Below are 14,798 nucleotides of genomic sequence, written 5' to 3' on the forward strand. Positions count from 1 at the left end.
TTTCGCCCCTGCCCACCGATTAAATTCGCAAAGCAAAGCGGAGCCCCCAGCCTTCTCATTCCTAAAACCAGAATCAGAGCCCGACTCCCCATCGATATTGCTTGGCCCAGCGCCGATCCTCGCCATTGCTATGGCCATGCGCTGGCTGTCCTCACTCGAATCCCGACTCCAATGGGTCGCCTTTCCCGGACTCTTCAAATACCTCACCTTCCTCGGCGTCATCGTCTTCGCCTGGCAATGGGTCGACCCCACCGTCGTTGAACGCATTGCATTCGATCGCGAAAAGATCCTGTCCGGAGAGTTTTGGCGAGTCCTGACATTCGCCTTCACTCCCGCCGGCACCGCCGGCTTCACCCCGATCGGTGCACTGTTTCTCTTCTTCGCCGTCATGATCGCCTTTCTGATCAACGACTCCCTGGAAAGTGTCTGGGGCCCTACGCGAACGACTCTCTACATTCTCACCGCCTGGATCTGCCTGGTGCTTGGCATGTTCATCTTTGATCCCGGCACCCTGTCTGCAGGACGCTACATCTACACCTCGATGTTCCTCGCGTTCGCGACTTACTTCCCGAACTATGAGTTCCGACTCTTCTTTTTCATCCCCGTCAAAGTCCGCTTCCTCGGCTGGCTCGCGCTCGGCATGATGATTTTCTCCGCCATTGCCACTCCCATTTTGCTGTGTGTCGTGGTGCCGACCCTGATTCCCTACCTCCTCTGGGTCCTGCCAGCAGAAATACGCGGCCAGGCCACTCTCGCAAAAGCCGCAAAACGCCGGCAGCAATTCACCCTTGCCAAAAAATCCGACGCCGAGGCCTTCCATTCCTGCGCCACCTGCAAACGCACCGAACACGATGACGACGATCTCCAGTTCCGCGTCATGCCCGATGGCACCGAGTACTGCATCGAGCACCTTCCCGTCGACGACACCACGGCAAAATGAGCCACCAATCGAATTTGCAATCCCGTCGATAGACTTTAAAAAGCTCCAGCCATGTCAAAACTCGTTCCACTCATCAGCTCCGGCATCGCCGGCCCTCTCGGCGTTCTCCACCTCCCCCGCCTTTGGTTGAAAGCTTCTCTCGAAGCCGCAGGCAAGCTCGCCGACGGCTACCCCGGCTGCGGTCAGGGCTATGACCAAATGGTCCTCGACGGCCTCGGTCTCGATCGCGACGCCTTCCTCGTATTCATCGCCACCAAACCGACCTACATTCAGTGCGAAAAGTGGGTCTCCGAGAATGGCAGCAAAGTCAACGAAGCCTCCATCAAGGAACTCAATGCGGCCATCGTCGGCTACATCCACGCCGATGAGACCCGTCAGAGCATCCTCAGTGCCGCCGGACTTCCCGATGGAGACCCGCGCGACGCCATCAACCTGAACAACCTCGACGACTGGGACGAGTTCCACAAAGCGACACTCGCCTAACATGTCCTTCGAGCTTCATCCCCGCCTCGCCGCCGGAACCCATCCAATCGCGGTCCTCAACGGATGCCATGTCCTGCTCAAGGACAATGCCTGTTTCCCCTGGATCCTGATTGTTCCCGAAGTCGAGGAAGGGATTGAAGACCTCCATCAACTCGATGCCGCCCGCTACGAGGAAGTCACATCCCTCGTGCGGACGATTTCGATCTTTGTCTCCGAGCATTTCAGCCCGGACAAGCTCAACGTCGCCTGCATCGGCAACGTCGTCCGGCAAATGCATATCCACCTCGTCGGCCGCTCCGAGTCCGACCCCGCCTGGCCCGGCACCGTCTGGGCCAGCGATGTCAAAAAGCCCTACCTCCCGGATGAGATCGCATCCATCCGCCACGCCGCACGCAGATTTCTAAATGAGGAATTGGACCAAGATGATTAGGATGGATAAGAATCCTGATTCATAAGCCTCAATCACAAATCGGTTTTGATTCCGGTGCCTTTGTCCAATCCATCCAATCCATCCTGGTCCCAAAACTCCAAAAGCCCGACCCATCCTATGAAACTCCAACAAGGCCAGCTCTGGAAAAAGGGCAACGAATACATCCGCATCGTCAACTGGGCGCGTCTCGATATCGAATACAAGCTCATTACCGATCTCGAATCGGGCGAAGGAACTTTTCACGAACTCAGTAAGAAAGAGTTCTGCAGGCTGCTCAGAGGCGCCGAATTGATTGAACCGCCAACGGATCAGGACTCCGACGAGGAAACCCTCGAGCCGTAATTTCAAGGCACCCGCCAGAGGACAGCCGGGTGTAGCTTCCGAGTGAAAGGAGAAGCAATCCCATGAGTGAGGCGCAATTCAATGCCATCCATTACGCAGCCATGGCCGCCTACAAGATGTTCATCATCGCTGCCAATCTGGTTCCGTATCCAGCATTGAGGATCGCCTCCTGATCACGGTCACGGCCTGGTGACCCTAAGGCGCACAAAGCACCGGGTCGTTCACTACGAGTTGATCTGCTACGATTTTCAGATCGAAAGAGACCACGACCGATGGGTATGCAGACCCATTCCAGCAAGCTGAGTGCCGAAGCGACCTTCGTCTTGATCATCGCTCGCCATCTCTAACAGGTCCGTTCGAAATCGCGCTTCGTCCGGGCTGGAGGTCACCCTGGAGCCGGCATTCTGTGCCGACCCCAGAAGCGTCACCTCAAGTGATCCAGACGCCTGGACCAGGCTCGCCGCTCTAAACCCACAGGAAAGGCTCAACAGCGCGACCAAGCCTCCTCCAAGCTAGCATTCCGTTTGTAATCGTCCGGGCCATCGCTCCTGCTAGAAAGGATACGTAAACCAACCCATCCAAATCATGAACGACCCCATCACCCTCTGGTTCATCGCCGGAGCCCTCCTCATCCTCGCCGAATTCATGGTGCCGGGCGTGGTCATTGTCTTCTTTGGCGTCGGCGCCCTGATTACCTCACTGACCACCTGGCTCGGCCTCACGGCGTCCCTGACCTCCCAGACATTCATGTTCGGTGCGAGCTCGGTCGTCCTGCTTTTCTCCCTCCGGCACCTCGTCAAAAGCTGGTTCGTCGGCAAGAGCGACGATGAGAACGGCGACCTCGATGACGACTTCACTGGCCGCGAAGCCCTCGTCACCCGCGACATCCCTGGTCCCGGCATCGATGGCCGCATCGAAATCAAGGGCTCCGAGTGGAAAGCTCGCGCCGAAAGCACCATCGTCGCCGGCACCCCCGTGATCATATCTGGCCGAGAAGGCCTCACCTTCCACGTCCGCAAGCGCTAACTCTCCAACAGACAAAACATGAACATCAATAACCTCATACTCGCCGCAGCCGGCGATGGCGTGAAAGGACTCATCATCACGATCGTCGCGGTTCTCGTCATCATCATCGTCCTCTTCAAGACCGCCCGCGTCGTCCCCCAGCGACAGGCCTTCGTCGTCGAACGGCTCGGAAAGTACCGCAAAACCCTCGAAGCCGGCTTCCACATCCTCGTCCCTTTCTTCGACCGCGTCGCTTACAAGCACTCGCTCAAGGAAGTAGCCGTCGATGTGCCATCCCAGATGTGCATCACCAAGGACAACATCGCCATCGAGATCGACGGCGTGCTCTACATGCAGGTCCTCGATGCAAAAGCCGCTTCCTACGGGATCGAAAACTACTACTTCGCCGCCTCGCAGCTCGCTCAAACGACCTTGCGCTCGGAGATTGGAAAGATCGAACTCGACCGCACTTTCGAGGAGCGCGACACCATCAACGCCCAGGTCATCATGGCCCTCGACAAGGCATCCGAGCCATGGGGACTGAAAATCACCCGCTACGAAATCGCCAACATCACCCCTCCGAAATCGGTTCAGGACGCACTCGAAAAACAGATGCGTGCCGAACGCGAGCGTCGCGCCCAGATCTCCCTTTCCGAAGGTCAGCGCGAAGCCCAGATCAACGTCGCCGAAGGTGAAAAGCAGGATGCCATCAAACGCTCCGAAGCGAAGAAGCTGTCACAGATCAACGAGGCCGAAGGCAAGGCCCGCGAAATCGAACTGCTTGCCACCGCCACCGCCGACGGCATTCGCCAGATTGCCCAGGCCATCGAATCCCCCGGTGGACAAGCCGCCGTCAACCTCCGCGTCGCCGAACAGTATGTGAAGGAATTCGGCAATCTCGCCAAGGAAGGCAACACGCTCATTGTTCCCCAGAACCTCTCCGACATCGGTGGTACTGTTGCCTCGCTCTCGAAGATTCTTCAGGGAAGTAAGAACGCAAGTAGTGGCCCACCACCACTAGGATGAATGTCTTCGGCGTCATTCTAATCGGAATCGGTTGCCCACTACTCCTTTCCGGGGCGGTTCTCCTCATCATCAACGACGACGAAGGGCCTCCCTCGGCGGGCACATGGTTCGACATCCTGCTTTTTGGCGGTCTCTTGTCGCTACTCCGCGGCTTTGCGAAGGGACTCGCCGCAGCAATCAACGACCGCACCTGCCCGAGCTTCACTGCCCTCCTGATCTTTCTTCTCGGTTCTGGTATGGTCGCGAGCGGGATTCCATTGGCCGGCTTCTAACGGATTTCCACCCCGTCCGGCACCTCGAAGGTCTTGAACCTGGACGTGTCTCCTTTTTCCAACCGCACCTGCGACTTCGAAACCCCGAGCGCTTTTGCCAGGAAATCCCGCAAGGCGGCGTTCGCTTTCCCCTCGGTCGGTGGCGCCGCGATCTTCACCCGTAGCACCCGCCCCGCCTGCGGATCCTCTTCCCAGCCCACCACCTCACTGCGTTTGGCATTCGGCACGGCTCTTACTCGCAATTTCACAAAGCCAAGTCACAGCCGCCTCTGCCACAAACCCAAGCCAAAAAACTTCTCATCAAGGAACGACTTCGAGCCACTACTTCGAGCCGTTAGATTGGACTGACGAAAAGCAACTTGACGTTTCCCCATCATGACGTCATTCCTTCAAGGAGTAAATGGCCAAAGGGAACGACAAGAAGAAGGACAAGCGAAAGAACACCTCGCTGCGCTTGGACAGCGCCACGTTGAAGGCGCTCAAGATACAAGCCATCAAAGAGGATTCGAGCATCCAGCAGATCGTCGAGCAGCTCGTCGAAGGTTACCTCAAAGGGAAGAAATAAATGACAGTGGCGACCAATCCGAAACCGCAGCGCTGGGACTGCTCCAAAGCCAATCGCGTGACCCTCGCCGGGCTCCTTGGAGATGACTACCAACTGGACCACAGCGCGCCATCGACCCGCACGCTGGAACTCTACGACAGCTTCGACCGACCGTTCTCGAAGAACGGTCAGTCACTGGTGCGTCTGGGAGGCATCTTTTCCATCATCGATGATGACCAGCTGAGCAATCCGACGACGAGCAGCAAGCAAAAGATCAAGCATCACCGCCCGGTCTTCTGGTGGGACTTCGAGGACGGCGATTTCCAGTCAGTTCTGCGATCTCAGCTGAAGCTCAGAGCCGCTCTGCCATTGGCCAAGGCCGACCTGGAGGAATCCCTTTTCAGAGTCCGCAATGCCGACAGGAAGATCGTTCTCCGTTTGTCGCTTCACACGATTCTCGACTCCGGTGAAATTCTCGCCCAAACCCTAACAGCCCATCCACTTGTCGGCTATGAGGATGAGGCGAATGACATCGCCCAGCGCCTTTCCAACTCACCGGATCTGTCAGCGGATACGAATGGCCTTCTGGCCTGTGTCCGGGAACTCGTTGATGCTCCCTCCGCCCTTCCTTCCTCCAAGGCACAGATTTCGCTCCATCCGAATGAGTCGCTCCAAAAAGCCGTCACCCGGATCGCCAGGACAATGCTTGAAACCGCTCGCCATAGTGAGCCGGGAATCATCGACGACATCGACACCGAATTCCTCCACGATTACCGGGTGGCCATTCGCAAACTCCGATCGGTCGTCACCCTTGTCAAAGGAGCCTACCCGGCCGAGGAAAGGCGCCGGCTGAAGTCCGAGTTCGGAGACCACGCGCGTGCCACGAACCGCCTGCGCGATCTCGATGTCTATCTCCTCCAGGAAGACCAGTACCGCAACCTCGTTCCGGAGAACCTCCGTTCGGGACTCGACCGGATGTTCGACGACTTCCGACGCGACCGAGGTCGGGAAATCACCACCGTCCGCCGCCGGCTCCGCTCGAAGTCCTACCTCAAGGCGATGCAACAGCGAACCGATTGGCTGAATGCCGAGGACCTGCCCGCAGGAGCTCGCGCCGATCAGGAAATTGGCAGCGTCGTCACGAGAGAGATTCTCAAGCATTACCGCCACGTCCGGAAATTGGGCATGGCTCTCACGGACAGCACTCCCGATGAGCAGGTTCACGAACTGCGGATCGAATGCAAACGTCTGCGCTACCTGCTGGAACTCTTCGCCTCCCTCTTCGACCAGAAGGGTCTGCGGAAGATACTGCGCCGCCTCAAGGGTCTTCAGAACGTGCTCGGAGACTTCAACGACTTTTCCATGCAATCCATCGCTATGGAGGACTACCTTCACAAGGCCCCGAAGCTGGACAAGCACACCTCAGCGGCGCTCGGGGCGCTCATCGCTGTCCTTTACAATGAACAACTGAAGGCGCGTGCAAGCGTCGCTGAGCGCTTCAGTCAGTTCAGCGATGGCAAGATGCGGAAACGCTTCCAAACCCTTTTCTCGAACCTTCAATCCCCAGAGCCATGAAGATCATTGCCTGCTACAGCAGCAAGGGCGGTGTCGGCAAGACATCGGCAGCCGTCAATCTGGCCTACGCTTCCGCAAAGCACGGCCTCAAAACCCTCTTGATAGACCTCGACCAACAAGGCGCTTCGACCTTCTACTTTCGCGTTCGTCCTGAGAAAGCACAGCCATCGAAAACGATCATTCGCAGTCTGGTTCAGAAAAGAGATGCGACAAAGGAGATCCGCGAAACCGATTTCGAATTGCTTCACATCCTTCCTGCCAACCAGGCATTCCGAAACCTCGACAGCCTGTTAGATGGTATCAAGAAGTCGAAACGCCGCCTCGCCGATTTCATCGAAGATCTTGGCAGCAGCTACGACCGGGTCATCCTCGATTGCCCTCCCACGCTCAGCCTGATGGCGGAAAACGTCTTTCGCACTTCCGATATCGTTCTCATCCCGGTGGTTCCCACCACACTCTCCGAACGCACCCTTTCCCAGCTCACCGAGTTCTTCAAGGAGGCGGACTTCAAGAAAAAGAAGCTCCGGCCATTTTTCTCGATGGTCGAGAAGCGGAAGCGCATCCACAGCGACACCATGTCCCGGCTAAGACTCAGCGAGAAAAGAATGCTGAGGTCCAGCATCCCCTACAGCGCCGAGATCGAGTCCATGGGGACTCACCGTGCTCCCGTCCTCCAGTTCTCACCTGCTCATCCATCGAGCCAGGCATTTCGCGAGCTATGGATGGAAGTCGAATCCCTACTGAAGCCATGACGAACGACTGCGTAGAAATCGAAAGGAAATTCCTCCTCAAGTTCCTGCCGGAACTCGCCTTCAGCGGCAGCACCGCGTTGCGCCAGGGCTACATCACCACCGGCGAAACCGAAGTCCGCCTACGCTCCGGCGGCGGGCAGAACAGCCTCACTTGCAAGAGAGGCGATGGCCTGGTTCGCGAGGAGTATGAAATCCCGTTGAGTGACGATCAGTTCGAAGGACTCTGGAAACTAACGGAAGGACTCAGAATTGATAAAACGAGACATCATCTTGAACTGGACGGCCGCACGATTGAGATCGATGTTTATCAAGGCCCCCTGGATTCACTGATGATCGCCGAAGTGGAATTCGAATCGGAGACCGCCAGCCGCGAATTCACCATCCCTGAGTTCATCGGCCATGAAGTCACCAACGATTCCCGCTACAAAAACAAAAACCTCGCGAAGAATGGACTACCAGAATGAAGCACTACAAAGTTGGAGTGATACCCGTCACCAAGGACGGTAGAGTCGTGCTGATCACGAGCCGCGGCAGCGGAGACTGGATTTTCCCCAAAGGCTGCTGTGAGAGAGGCCGCAGCGATCGTGCGGTCGCTAGGGATGAAGCGTACGAAGAAGCCGGACTCTTCGGAGTCATGCACCGGGGCTATCGCGACTTCAAAATTTCGAGACGAAAAAATGGCAAAAGACTGCGGATCTTCAGAATGAAAGTCAGCGATGTCCTCTCCCGATTTCCCGAATCGCGTGAACGCCGGCGCGCCATTGTAAGTATCGAAAAGGCAGAAAAAATGCTCTCCAAAGAGCTCCGTGTGATTCTTCGAATGATGCTCTAAAGCCGAAGAAACGGATCCATCAACCGATCGATCCCCCAAAACATTGCGAAGCTGCCCTCTCCTCCCTAGCGTCGCCATTAATGGAAGCCGCAGACGAGCCTGACGATCACGAACCGACAAAAAAACAGTGGGTTGGCTTCTGGAGCATGATCGCACAGCAGACGCAGAATGCGTTCAACGACAAGGCCGCCCAGTTCATCCTCGTCCCCCTCGGAGGTGCCATCGCCTACACCATGCTCGGCGTCCCGGTCGAGTCCTGGGCCGGCATCATGATCGCCCTCCCCTTCGTCCTCTTCGCGCCGCTCGCCGGATGGCTGAGCGACCGCTATTCGAAACGCGATGTGATGGTCGGCTCCGCAGTCGCCCAGCTCGTCGTACTCGTCTGGCTCTGCTCGTCCATCTACTTCAGGAACATGCCGCTCGCCCTCTGCGGCTTCTTCGCCCTGGCCGTCCAGTCCGCCTTCTTTAGTCCGGCGAAAATCGGCATCAACAAGGAACTCGTCGGCTCCCGCCACCTCGGATTCGCCTCTGGCATCCAGCAGATGATGTCGATGCTCGCCATCCTCGCCGGTCAGATCGCCGCCGGTGTCATCTACGACCAGAATTACCGCGCGGCCGGCGGCACGCCCGATGTCGCCTGGCAAGCCGCGATGATCCCCCTGCTCATCCTCGCCGCGCTCGCCCTTCCTTCGATCGTTTTCTCCATCATCATTCCACGCACGCCGGCACAGGAAGCGGAGAAACTCACTCCCGGCGTTGCCATTCAGCACTTCAGGCATCTCGCCGACCTCTGGAGCGACCGCCGGCTCCGCCAGGCCTCCTTCGGCGTCGCCTTCTTCTGGGGCTTCGCCTCCTTCATCAATCTCTGGTCCGTCAAACTGGCCAAGGTTCTAACAGCCGGCCAGGAAGGCTTCGGAACCTTGTCCTCTTGGTTCATGGCAGCGGCCTCCCTCGGCATGGTCGGTGGCTTCGGGCTCGCCTCCTTCCTCCTCCGACGCCGCATTGAGCTCGGCTGGGTGCCGGTCGCTGGCGTCGCCATGACTCTCTGCGCCCTCGGCCTCATGCTGGTCAATCCGGAAGGATCCCTCGATCTGTTAGATGCTGCCGGACTTGGCTGGCTTCCGGTCTTCAAGGCACTCGTCACCCCCCATTCCGGCGCCTTCCTCTGGATGCTTGCCCTGCTCGCCTTCTTTGCCGCGATCTTTCTCGCTCCCCTGAATGCCTGGATGCAGGACCGTTATCCCGCCACCAAGCGCGGCGAACTGCAATCCGCCTCCAACCTCCAGGACTGCATGTCCGGCATCATCGCCGTCGGCCTCGTCGAACTCATTCCCCAACTTCTCAGGCTCGCCAATCTCTCGGATGCCGCCATCTCACGCATCTCCGTCGGCCTGCTCGGTCTCGGCTGCGGACTGATCACCTGGTTCATCATCCGCCTGATCCCCTCCCAATTCGTCCGTGTCATCGGACTCACCCTCATCGGCACCTTCTACCGCATCCGCGGTGTCGATACCTCAAACCTCCCGGAAAAAGGCGGCGTCCTCCTGCTTCCCAACCACATCAGTTGGGGCGACGCCTTTTTCCTAACTGCCGCCAGCCCGCGCCCGATCCGTTTCGTCATGGAAGGCGCCTTCATGGCCAACCCGCTGATCCGCGGCTTCTGCAAGCTCTTCAACACCGTCCCGATCTCCACCGACAAACCCCGCGAAGCCCTCAAGATCGCCGCCAACGCCATCAAGGATGGCCACGTCGTCTGCATCTTCCCCGAAGGCCAACTCAGCCGCACCGGCACCCTGCAGGAACTCAAGCGCGGCCTCGAAATCATCGCCCGCCTCGCCAACTGCCCCAGCGTCCCCGTCTGGGCCGACGGCTCCTGGGGCTCGATCCTCTCCTTCGAGCGCAACCGCTTCTTCACCAAGATCCCCCACCGGATCCCCTACCACATGCGCGTCGCCTTCGGAAAGCCGATCGCCCCCGACAAAGTTTCACTTAAAAAAGTCCGCAGCAGTCTCCTCGAAGCCTCCGCCGCCAGCCTCGCTAGCCGTCTGCACCGCGCCAAATCCAGCAACCCCCAAGCCTGGGCAAACGGCTACCAGCTCGGCCAGATCAACGCCCTCCAGCGCCGCACTCCCTTCACCGTCCTCCCCGACGACCCCACCGTCAGCGAACTCGTCGGCCTCGCCAGCTTCGCCTCCATTTTCAAATCCAACGCCACCTCTAACAGCACCCCATACTGGCTCGGAGGAAACAAGCTTCGCCAACAAATCGCATCCGGCGGCCCACCTTCACAGCCCTCGACCTTCTTCGACTTCAGCGAGCAAGCCTCCACCCCCCTCGAAGTCGAAGGCTGGCACCACTGCCCCTGCCTCGCCATCAACGGCATCATCATCTCGATGTCGCTCCCCGATCCCACCCAAGCCCACCCCGATAGCCCTCACCAAGTCGGCGGCAAAGAAGGTTCCGTCGGCATCCTCCTCCCAGGCTTTTCCTACGAAGAACGCGAAGAGCACCTCCACCTAACAGGCCCCGCCGCCGGCCCCGACGGCATCCCCCTTCCCAAAGGCACCCGCACCGACGAAAGCAGCTTCGTCTTCCTCCCATAACCCAGGAGGCGGCACGCCCCCGTGCCGCAAGGAAAGGACAACTTCAGTCCAACAATCGCCGCGTCAAGGGCAGACACCTCCCGACTCTAGCGCGACGAGGGCGTCGCACCTCCCACGCCACCTCAAGGAGCAGCGACTTCAGTCGCTGGCCCATCCCGAAGGGATGAAAGACCGTAGCCCGGGGTCAAGCGAAGCGACCACCCCGGGTAACCCATCCCCTCAAATCCCGCATCCCGGAGGGATGCCCCCTGTTCAAACGAATGAACGAGCCTTTGCCGGCGCGGGACTTTGCCAAAAGCGGGTGGTACCGCGTAGAATCGTCTTCCCATCCCCAATAGGAAACCTCAGAATCCCCGAGCTATGGCTTTCCGATCCCTAGTCTCTTCAAAGAGTTCCAGTTCTTCCACTGGCCTCAATTATTACGGCTACCGTTACTACGACCCGGTGACCGGCAGATGGCCATCCAGGGATCCAATTGAAGAAAGAGGCGGGGTGAACCTGTATGGGTTCGTGGGAAATGATGGGGTGAACTGGATCGATGATCTCGGGCTGAAGAAGATTCACCACGTAAGAAAAAGTAAGTATTACTCGAAGGACGAGGATTATTACTACTTCGATTTGGAATACGAAGGCAACTGCTATGACATCAGCGAGCTTCACGGGTATGGTTATGGTGGCGCGGAGGGTGCAGGCTCCTGCTGCCTGGGCGAAATCGATGTGAAGCTGACTGTTTCGGTAGCATCGAAGTGGACCACTGAGGAATTGGCGAGAAATATAATGGTTGGGCTTTTGGGTTATGATTTGGCTTATGAACCCTCAGGAGGAAGCCCTACTCCTGTCGAGCCAGGGCCTCGCATGACGGACGCCCATTCAGATTACTGGACGAGAAACTCCGTGATTGATTTAGGATCTGTACCCTGTAGCGGGGGCTCAATGAGTGGGAGCTTGACTCTAGGCTACACCTCTCCAGGCGCAGGTGGCTCGTCCGCCTACACAGCGGCGTTCGTCGTTTCTTACGGGCTTGAGGTCGAAGAGTGCGGCGAGGTGACCGCCAGTTGGGTGCAGGCCATAAACCGACCAGGTTATCTTGGCCCAGAGCGCTCAAGGATCAATGACAAGGATTCAAATAGGGGGGTGGATCCGATTGTCGGAGAGAACACTCTGGAAATCAGGTGAGAAGCTGTAGTTGGTCGCATGTTTCTCCGAAAAAGTCTGAATACCAGCACGGGGCGTTTTCTCTGCCTTTGTGGAGCAATTCTATTCTGCTTCGCCTCTCTATCCCTCTTTTGTGAAGCTCGGCTATTGGCAAAAGCGCAGTCCTCGCAGTCATTCGGATTGTCTGTGGATCTGAGTTCAGGGAGGTTTAGAGTTACTACTAATCCGGAGTGGTTTGGAAATCGAAGGACTTACTTTGCTGCCCATATCGCGCCGTATCCACTTTCATTTAGGGAGACGCTTTTCGGGCTTAGGGTGACAACTTACGAAGAATCTTGGATTTTGGAAGTGCCAGTGTTTGGGCTCGCGTTGTTGTCTCTAATCTGTGGGGTTTCTTATGAATCATGGAGCGGGCGAAGGGCTATCCGTGAAGTAGGTGGTGTTGATCCTCACGTTTCGCAACTGGGCGATGGAGCGGAATAGGGGTCAGTGGAGCGGAATAGGGGTCAGTCAAAACTATTTGACATTTACTACGACGTTTCCAGTAGCTTTCAGGCTTCGCGCCGCTGTAATTGGAAAAGGGGTCGGTGCGTGAATCGTGGTGTTGATCCGAGGGGTTTTGCCATGGGGAAACTGGGGTCAGGGGAAACTGGGGGAAACTGGGGTCAGGCGACAAATCTTGACAGAAAAGCCTCCTGTTAGAGCTAATTTGAAAGGGGTCGGTGCGTGAATCGTGGTGTTGATCCGAGGGAATTTGTCATGGGAAAAACTCATAGGTGCTCTTGGCCGTCGGGAGGGCCGGTGGGTCGAGCGGAATAGTGGTCGGTCGTCGAAAAGGGTCCGCTCGACGCGGCGGCACCCCGGCGGCGGCGCGAGCCGGTGATGCTCGCTTCACCTGTGCCATTCGTGTCAGGTGATAAATCTTGCAATCCTTGAATCAGTTACGGCATTTCTAGTAGTTTGCGGTCAGGTTCCGCGCCGGTGCAAGAGTCCCACCGTCATGAAAGGGTCTGGGGTCGGTCCTTGGATTTTGCATTTAGCCGGCTTCCTACGACAACTCTAGTAGGAGCGAATAGGCTCCGGACCACCCGGCGGAATGCTCCGCTCCGCAGATATTTTGGGTCTGGGATCGGTCCTTGGATTTTGCATTTCACTGTCAAGTTGTGGCGGTACCCTTAGTGAGAAAGCCCTTTTGAGGCATGGGCGAAATTGATTCTAGACAGGCGAATCCGCTTCCAATCTCCCGCCGGAATCGCCAAGATCCAAAGCGTATGGGATTCTACTCCAAGCATTCCGAGCCGATATCGAGAGTCCCTGGTGGACTCGGCTACTACGGCTACCGTTACTACGACCCGGTGACCGGCAGATGGCCATCTAGGGACCCGATCGGGGAACGGGGTGGAATGAACCTTTATGGATTTGTCGGGAATGATGGGATTAATTCTTGGGATCTTCTTGGATGGATTGAGTTGGATGCATCGGAATTGAAACAAGCCAACGAAATTGAAACAAGGTGGGGACGAAATGGTCGCATGCCATTCGCAAATGATGGACGAGGAGCGGCGGGGCACCATGCTTATCACGCCCAGGTAAAGATTAAATGCGAGGGCAAATCTACTATCGAGGGTGATGGGAAAATACACTTGAACCAATCTGTCATTCCGATTGATCCGAAAACGAAAAAGGCGCAACCTTGGGATCAAGTTCAAGGGCATGAGCAGCGACACATCAGGTCGATTTTAAAGGAAATCCAAAAAATAGTGGATGAAATCGAGGCGCTTCCCGAGCCAGAGACTCCCGAAGAAGCAGCAGAACTTACTACGACTTACCAAGAGAAAATTGAACAAGCAATTCTAGATGGGAAGGGACATGATAAAGAGGGGGATCCGAATAGCCCTAAGCCAATGGATAGCAAAGGTTACAACCCGTTGCCAGGCTCGCCTCCGATCCCACCGAGACCGAATCAACTACCTTGAGAGATGATGAGCAGAATCTGCATTGCTTTGTTAGTTGTAGTTGGAGCGGTTTTCCCGGTGGCCTTGAATGGGAGTGAGTCGGTCTCAGACGGTATTTATGAATCCCCTAGAATCGGAAGGCTACTGAAGATCGCGAGACTCAGTTCAGATGACCAGCGTCCGAAGCGATACATGCGAATTCTAGGCAAGCAGGGTGGTGACTGCGACATCGGACAAGAACTAAAACCGAATATTGTCAGGGTAATTAGGATTTGGAGTTTGGGCGAATCAACAGATCGGGTTCGGACTATTTCGGTAAAGAAAGACGGTACCGCCGAAGTGACAGTGAAATTCTACCCGTCCAGCCCAGACAAAAAATACGAAATAGATTCCGATGCTTTTCATGAATTTGCTGGGATGATTGAGAGTTTGCTTCTTGAGCCGGTTGCATTCAAGAGAACATCGATGAGCACAGGAAGTAACAGTGTTGATTACATAATGGAATCGCTCTCGGAAAAAAAGTATCGCTGGGCCGTGAGAGAGGCTGATTTTTCCCCAGCACCCGATTATCAAGCGATGGGAAAAGTCATTGAGTGGCTTCGATCGAGGGAAAAGTCTGGGGTTGGTCCTTGAAAGGCGGGATAAGGGTCAGTCAATGGGAAAGGGGGGTCAGTGTGGAACACAGAGAAAGGGGTCAGAAAGGGGTCAGGCGAGAATGGCACTGTTTTAAGCCGGACCTCGGGGGAAACTGGGGTCAGGGAAACTGGGGTCAGGCGACAAATCTTGACAAAAAAGACTCCTGTTAGAGCTAATTTGAAAGGGGTCGGTGCGTGAATGGTGGTGTTGATCCGAGGGGTCTTGCCATGGGGGAAGCCCATAGGTGC

At 56.7% G+C, this 14,798-nt stretch carries 18 protein-coding genes; 17 read left to right on the plus strand and 1 reads right to left on the minus strand.

Features of this window, described 5'->3' with window-relative positions; all coding sequences use genetic code 11:
- Positions 1 to 136 precede the first annotated feature (136 nt).
- The 8 genes from ACFQY0_RS14655 (at position 137) to ACFQY0_RS14690 (ending at position 4,498) form a co-directional block, all read left to right on the plus strand.
- Positions 137 to 940: a hypothetical protein gene (locus ACFQY0_RS14655; protein WP_379713747.1), complete on the plus strand. Its 804-nt coding sequence runs from the start codon at positions 137 to 139 to the stop codon at positions 938 to 940.
- Between the two features lie 51 nt (positions 941 to 991).
- Complete coding sequence (locus ACFQY0_RS14660) at positions 992 to 1,423, plus strand: DUF5069 domain-containing protein (RefSeq protein WP_379713749.1); 432 nt, start codon at positions 992 to 994, stop codon at positions 1,421 to 1,423.
- A gap of 1 nt (position 1,424) precedes the next feature.
- Positions 1,425 to 1,853, plus strand: a complete 429-nt coding sequence (locus tag ACFQY0_RS14665) for an HIT family protein (protein WP_379713751.1) — start codon at positions 1,425 to 1,427, stop codon at positions 1,851 to 1,853.
- A gap of 117 nt (positions 1,854 to 1,970) precedes the next feature.
- Positions 1,971 to 2,195, plus strand: coding sequence for a hypothetical protein (locus ACFQY0_RS14670; protein ID WP_379713753.1), 225 nt, complete (start codon positions 1,971 to 1,973; stop codon positions 2,193 to 2,195).
- A 62-nt stretch (positions 2,196 to 2,257) separates the two neighbouring features.
- Positions 2,258 to 2,368, plus strand: coding sequence for a DUF6868 family protein (locus ACFQY0_RS14675; RefSeq protein WP_379713755.1), 111 nt, complete (start codon positions 2,258 to 2,260; stop codon positions 2,366 to 2,368).
- A 412-nt stretch (positions 2,369 to 2,780) separates the two neighbouring features.
- The gene (locus tag ACFQY0_RS14680; protein ID WP_379713757.1) at positions 2,781 to 3,221 is read left to right on the plus strand and encodes an NfeD family protein; all 441 of its coding nucleotides are present in this window, start codon (positions 2,781 to 2,783) and stop codon (positions 3,219 to 3,221) included.
- An 18-nt stretch (positions 3,222 to 3,239) separates the two neighbouring features.
- A complete protein-coding gene (locus ACFQY0_RS14685; protein WP_379713759.1) occupies positions 3,240 to 4,226 on the plus strand; it encodes an SPFH domain-containing protein in 987 nt (328 codons plus the stop codon).
- Entirely contained in the window at positions 4,223 to 4,498 is a 276-nt protein-coding gene (locus ACFQY0_RS14690) for a hypothetical protein (RefSeq protein WP_379713761.1), read from the plus strand. Before ACFQY0_RS14685 ends, ACFQY0_RS14690 begins: the two co-directional genes overlap by 4 nt.
- Here the strand turns inward: ACFQY0_RS14690 and ACFQY0_RS14695 are convergent.
- Positions 4,495 to 4,746, minus strand: a complete 252-nt coding sequence (locus ACFQY0_RS14695; RefSeq protein WP_379713763.1) for a DUF167 domain-containing protein — start codon at positions 4,744 to 4,746, stop codon at positions 4,495 to 4,497. The genes ACFQY0_RS14690 and ACFQY0_RS14695 overlap by 4 nt on opposite strands.
- A gap of 152 nt (positions 4,747 to 4,898) precedes the next feature.
- On the opposite strand from ACFQY0_RS14695, the gene ACFQY0_RS14700 reads away from it, so the two are divergent.
- The 9 genes from ACFQY0_RS14700 to ACFQY0_RS14740 all read left to right on the plus strand — a co-directional run bounded on the left by ACFQY0_RS14700 (position 4,899) and on the right by ACFQY0_RS14740 (position 14,547).
- Entirely contained in the window at positions 4,899 to 5,063 is a 165-nt protein-coding gene (locus tag ACFQY0_RS14700) for a CopG family transcriptional regulator (RefSeq protein WP_379713765.1), read from the plus strand.
- A complete protein-coding gene (locus tag ACFQY0_RS14705) occupies positions 5,064 to 6,617 on the plus strand; it encodes a CHAD domain-containing protein (RefSeq protein ID WP_379713767.1) in 1,554 nt (517 codons plus the stop codon).
- Entirely contained in the window at positions 6,614 to 7,369 is a 756-nt protein-coding gene (locus ACFQY0_RS14710; RefSeq protein WP_379713769.1) for a ParA family protein, read from the plus strand. The genes ACFQY0_RS14705 and ACFQY0_RS14710 overlap by 4 nt, the downstream gene beginning before the upstream one ends.
- Positions 7,366 to 7,833 (plus strand): CYTH domain-containing protein, encoded by a 468-nt coding sequence (locus ACFQY0_RS14715; RefSeq protein WP_379713771.1) that lies wholly within the window; start codon positions 7,366 to 7,368, stop codon positions 7,831 to 7,833. The genes ACFQY0_RS14710 and ACFQY0_RS14715 overlap by 4 nt, the downstream gene beginning before the upstream one ends.
- Positions 7,830 to 8,201 (plus strand): NUDIX hydrolase, encoded by a 372-nt coding sequence (locus ACFQY0_RS14720; RefSeq protein WP_379713773.1) that lies wholly within the window; start codon positions 7,830 to 7,832, stop codon positions 8,199 to 8,201. Before ACFQY0_RS14715 ends, ACFQY0_RS14720 begins: the two co-directional genes overlap by 4 nt.
- A gap of 80 nt (positions 8,202 to 8,281) precedes the next feature.
- Positions 8,282 to 10,804: an MFS transporter gene (locus tag ACFQY0_RS14725; RefSeq protein WP_379713775.1), complete on the plus strand. Its 2,523-nt coding sequence runs from the start codon at positions 8,282 to 8,284 to the stop codon at positions 10,802 to 10,804.
- Between the two features lie 360 nt (positions 10,805 to 11,164).
- Positions 11,165 to 11,980, plus strand: a complete 816-nt coding sequence (locus ACFQY0_RS14730) for an RHS repeat-associated core domain-containing protein (protein WP_379713777.1) — start codon at positions 11,165 to 11,167, stop codon at positions 11,978 to 11,980.
- A gap of 1,250 nt (positions 11,981 to 13,230) precedes the next feature.
- Positions 13,231 to 13,935, plus strand: coding sequence for an RHS repeat domain-containing protein (locus tag ACFQY0_RS14735; RefSeq protein ID WP_379713787.1), 705 nt, complete (start codon positions 13,231 to 13,233; stop codon positions 13,933 to 13,935).
- A 3-nt stretch (positions 13,936 to 13,938) separates the two neighbouring features.
- Positions 13,939 to 14,547 (plus strand): hypothetical protein, encoded by a 609-nt coding sequence (locus ACFQY0_RS14740; RefSeq protein ID WP_379713779.1) that lies wholly within the window; start codon positions 13,939 to 13,941, stop codon positions 14,545 to 14,547.
- Positions 14,548 to 14,798: the final 251 nt, after the last annotated feature.

The sequence above is a fragment of the Haloferula chungangensis genome, assembly GCF_042664875.1.
GTDB classification, from domain to species: domain Bacteria; phylum Verrucomicrobiota; class Verrucomicrobiia; order Verrucomicrobiales; family Akkermansiaceae; genus Haloferula; species Haloferula chungangensis.

Excerpts from the sequence above, each read along its gene's own strand:
- ACFQY0_RS14655 (WP_379713747.1), top strand. The coding sequence starts at position 137 with ATGCGCTGGCTGTCCTCACTCGAATCCCGACTCCAATGGGTCGCCTTT.
- ACFQY0_RS14660 (WP_379713749.1), top strand. The coding sequence starts at position 992 with ATGTCAAAACTCGTTCCACTCATCAGCTCCGGCATCGCCGGCCCTCTC.
- ACFQY0_RS14665 (WP_379713751.1), top strand. The coding sequence starts at position 1,425 with ATGTCCTTCGAGCTTCATCCCCGCCTCGCCGCCGGAACCCATCCAATC.
- ACFQY0_RS14670 (WP_379713753.1), top strand. The coding sequence starts at position 1,971 with ATGAAACTCCAACAAGGCCAGCTCTGGAAAAAGGGCAACGAATACATC.
- ACFQY0_RS14675 (WP_379713755.1), top strand. The coding sequence starts at position 2,258 with ATGAGTGAGGCGCAATTCAATGCCATCCATTACGCAGCCATGGCCGCC.
- ACFQY0_RS14680 (WP_379713757.1), top strand. The coding sequence starts at position 2,781 with ATGAACGACCCCATCACCCTCTGGTTCATCGCCGGAGCCCTCCTCATC.
- ACFQY0_RS14685 (WP_379713759.1), top strand. The coding sequence starts at position 3,240 with ATGAACATCAATAACCTCATACTCGCCGCAGCCGGCGATGGCGTGAAA.
- ACFQY0_RS14690 (WP_379713761.1), top strand. The coding sequence starts at position 4,223 with ATGAATGTCTTCGGCGTCATTCTAATCGGAATCGGTTGCCCACTACTC.
- ACFQY0_RS14700 (WP_379713765.1), top strand. The coding sequence starts at position 4,899 with ATGGCCAAAGGGAACGACAAGAAGAAGGACAAGCGAAAGAACACCTCG.
- ACFQY0_RS14705 (WP_379713767.1), top strand. The coding sequence starts at position 5,064 with ATGACAGTGGCGACCAATCCGAAACCGCAGCGCTGGGACTGCTCCAAA.
- ACFQY0_RS14710 (WP_379713769.1), top strand. The coding sequence starts at position 6,614 with ATGAAGATCATTGCCTGCTACAGCAGCAAGGGCGGTGTCGGCAAGACA.
- ACFQY0_RS14715 (WP_379713771.1), top strand. The coding sequence starts at position 7,366 with ATGACGAACGACTGCGTAGAAATCGAAAGGAAATTCCTCCTCAAGTTC.
- ACFQY0_RS14720 (WP_379713773.1), top strand. The coding sequence starts at position 7,830 with ATGAAGCACTACAAAGTTGGAGTGATACCCGTCACCAAGGACGGTAGA.
- ACFQY0_RS14725 (WP_379713775.1), top strand. The coding sequence starts at position 8,282 with ATGGAAGCCGCAGACGAGCCTGACGATCACGAACCGACAAAAAAACAG.
- ACFQY0_RS14730 (WP_379713777.1), top strand. The coding sequence starts at position 11,165 with ATGGCTTTCCGATCCCTAGTCTCTTCAAAGAGTTCCAGTTCTTCCACT.
- ACFQY0_RS14735 (WP_379713787.1), top strand. The coding sequence starts at position 13,231 with ATGGGATTCTACTCCAAGCATTCCGAGCCGATATCGAGAGTCCCTGGT.
- ACFQY0_RS14740 (WP_379713779.1), top strand. The coding sequence starts at position 13,939 with ATGATGAGCAGAATCTGCATTGCTTTGTTAGTTGTAGTTGGAGCGGTT.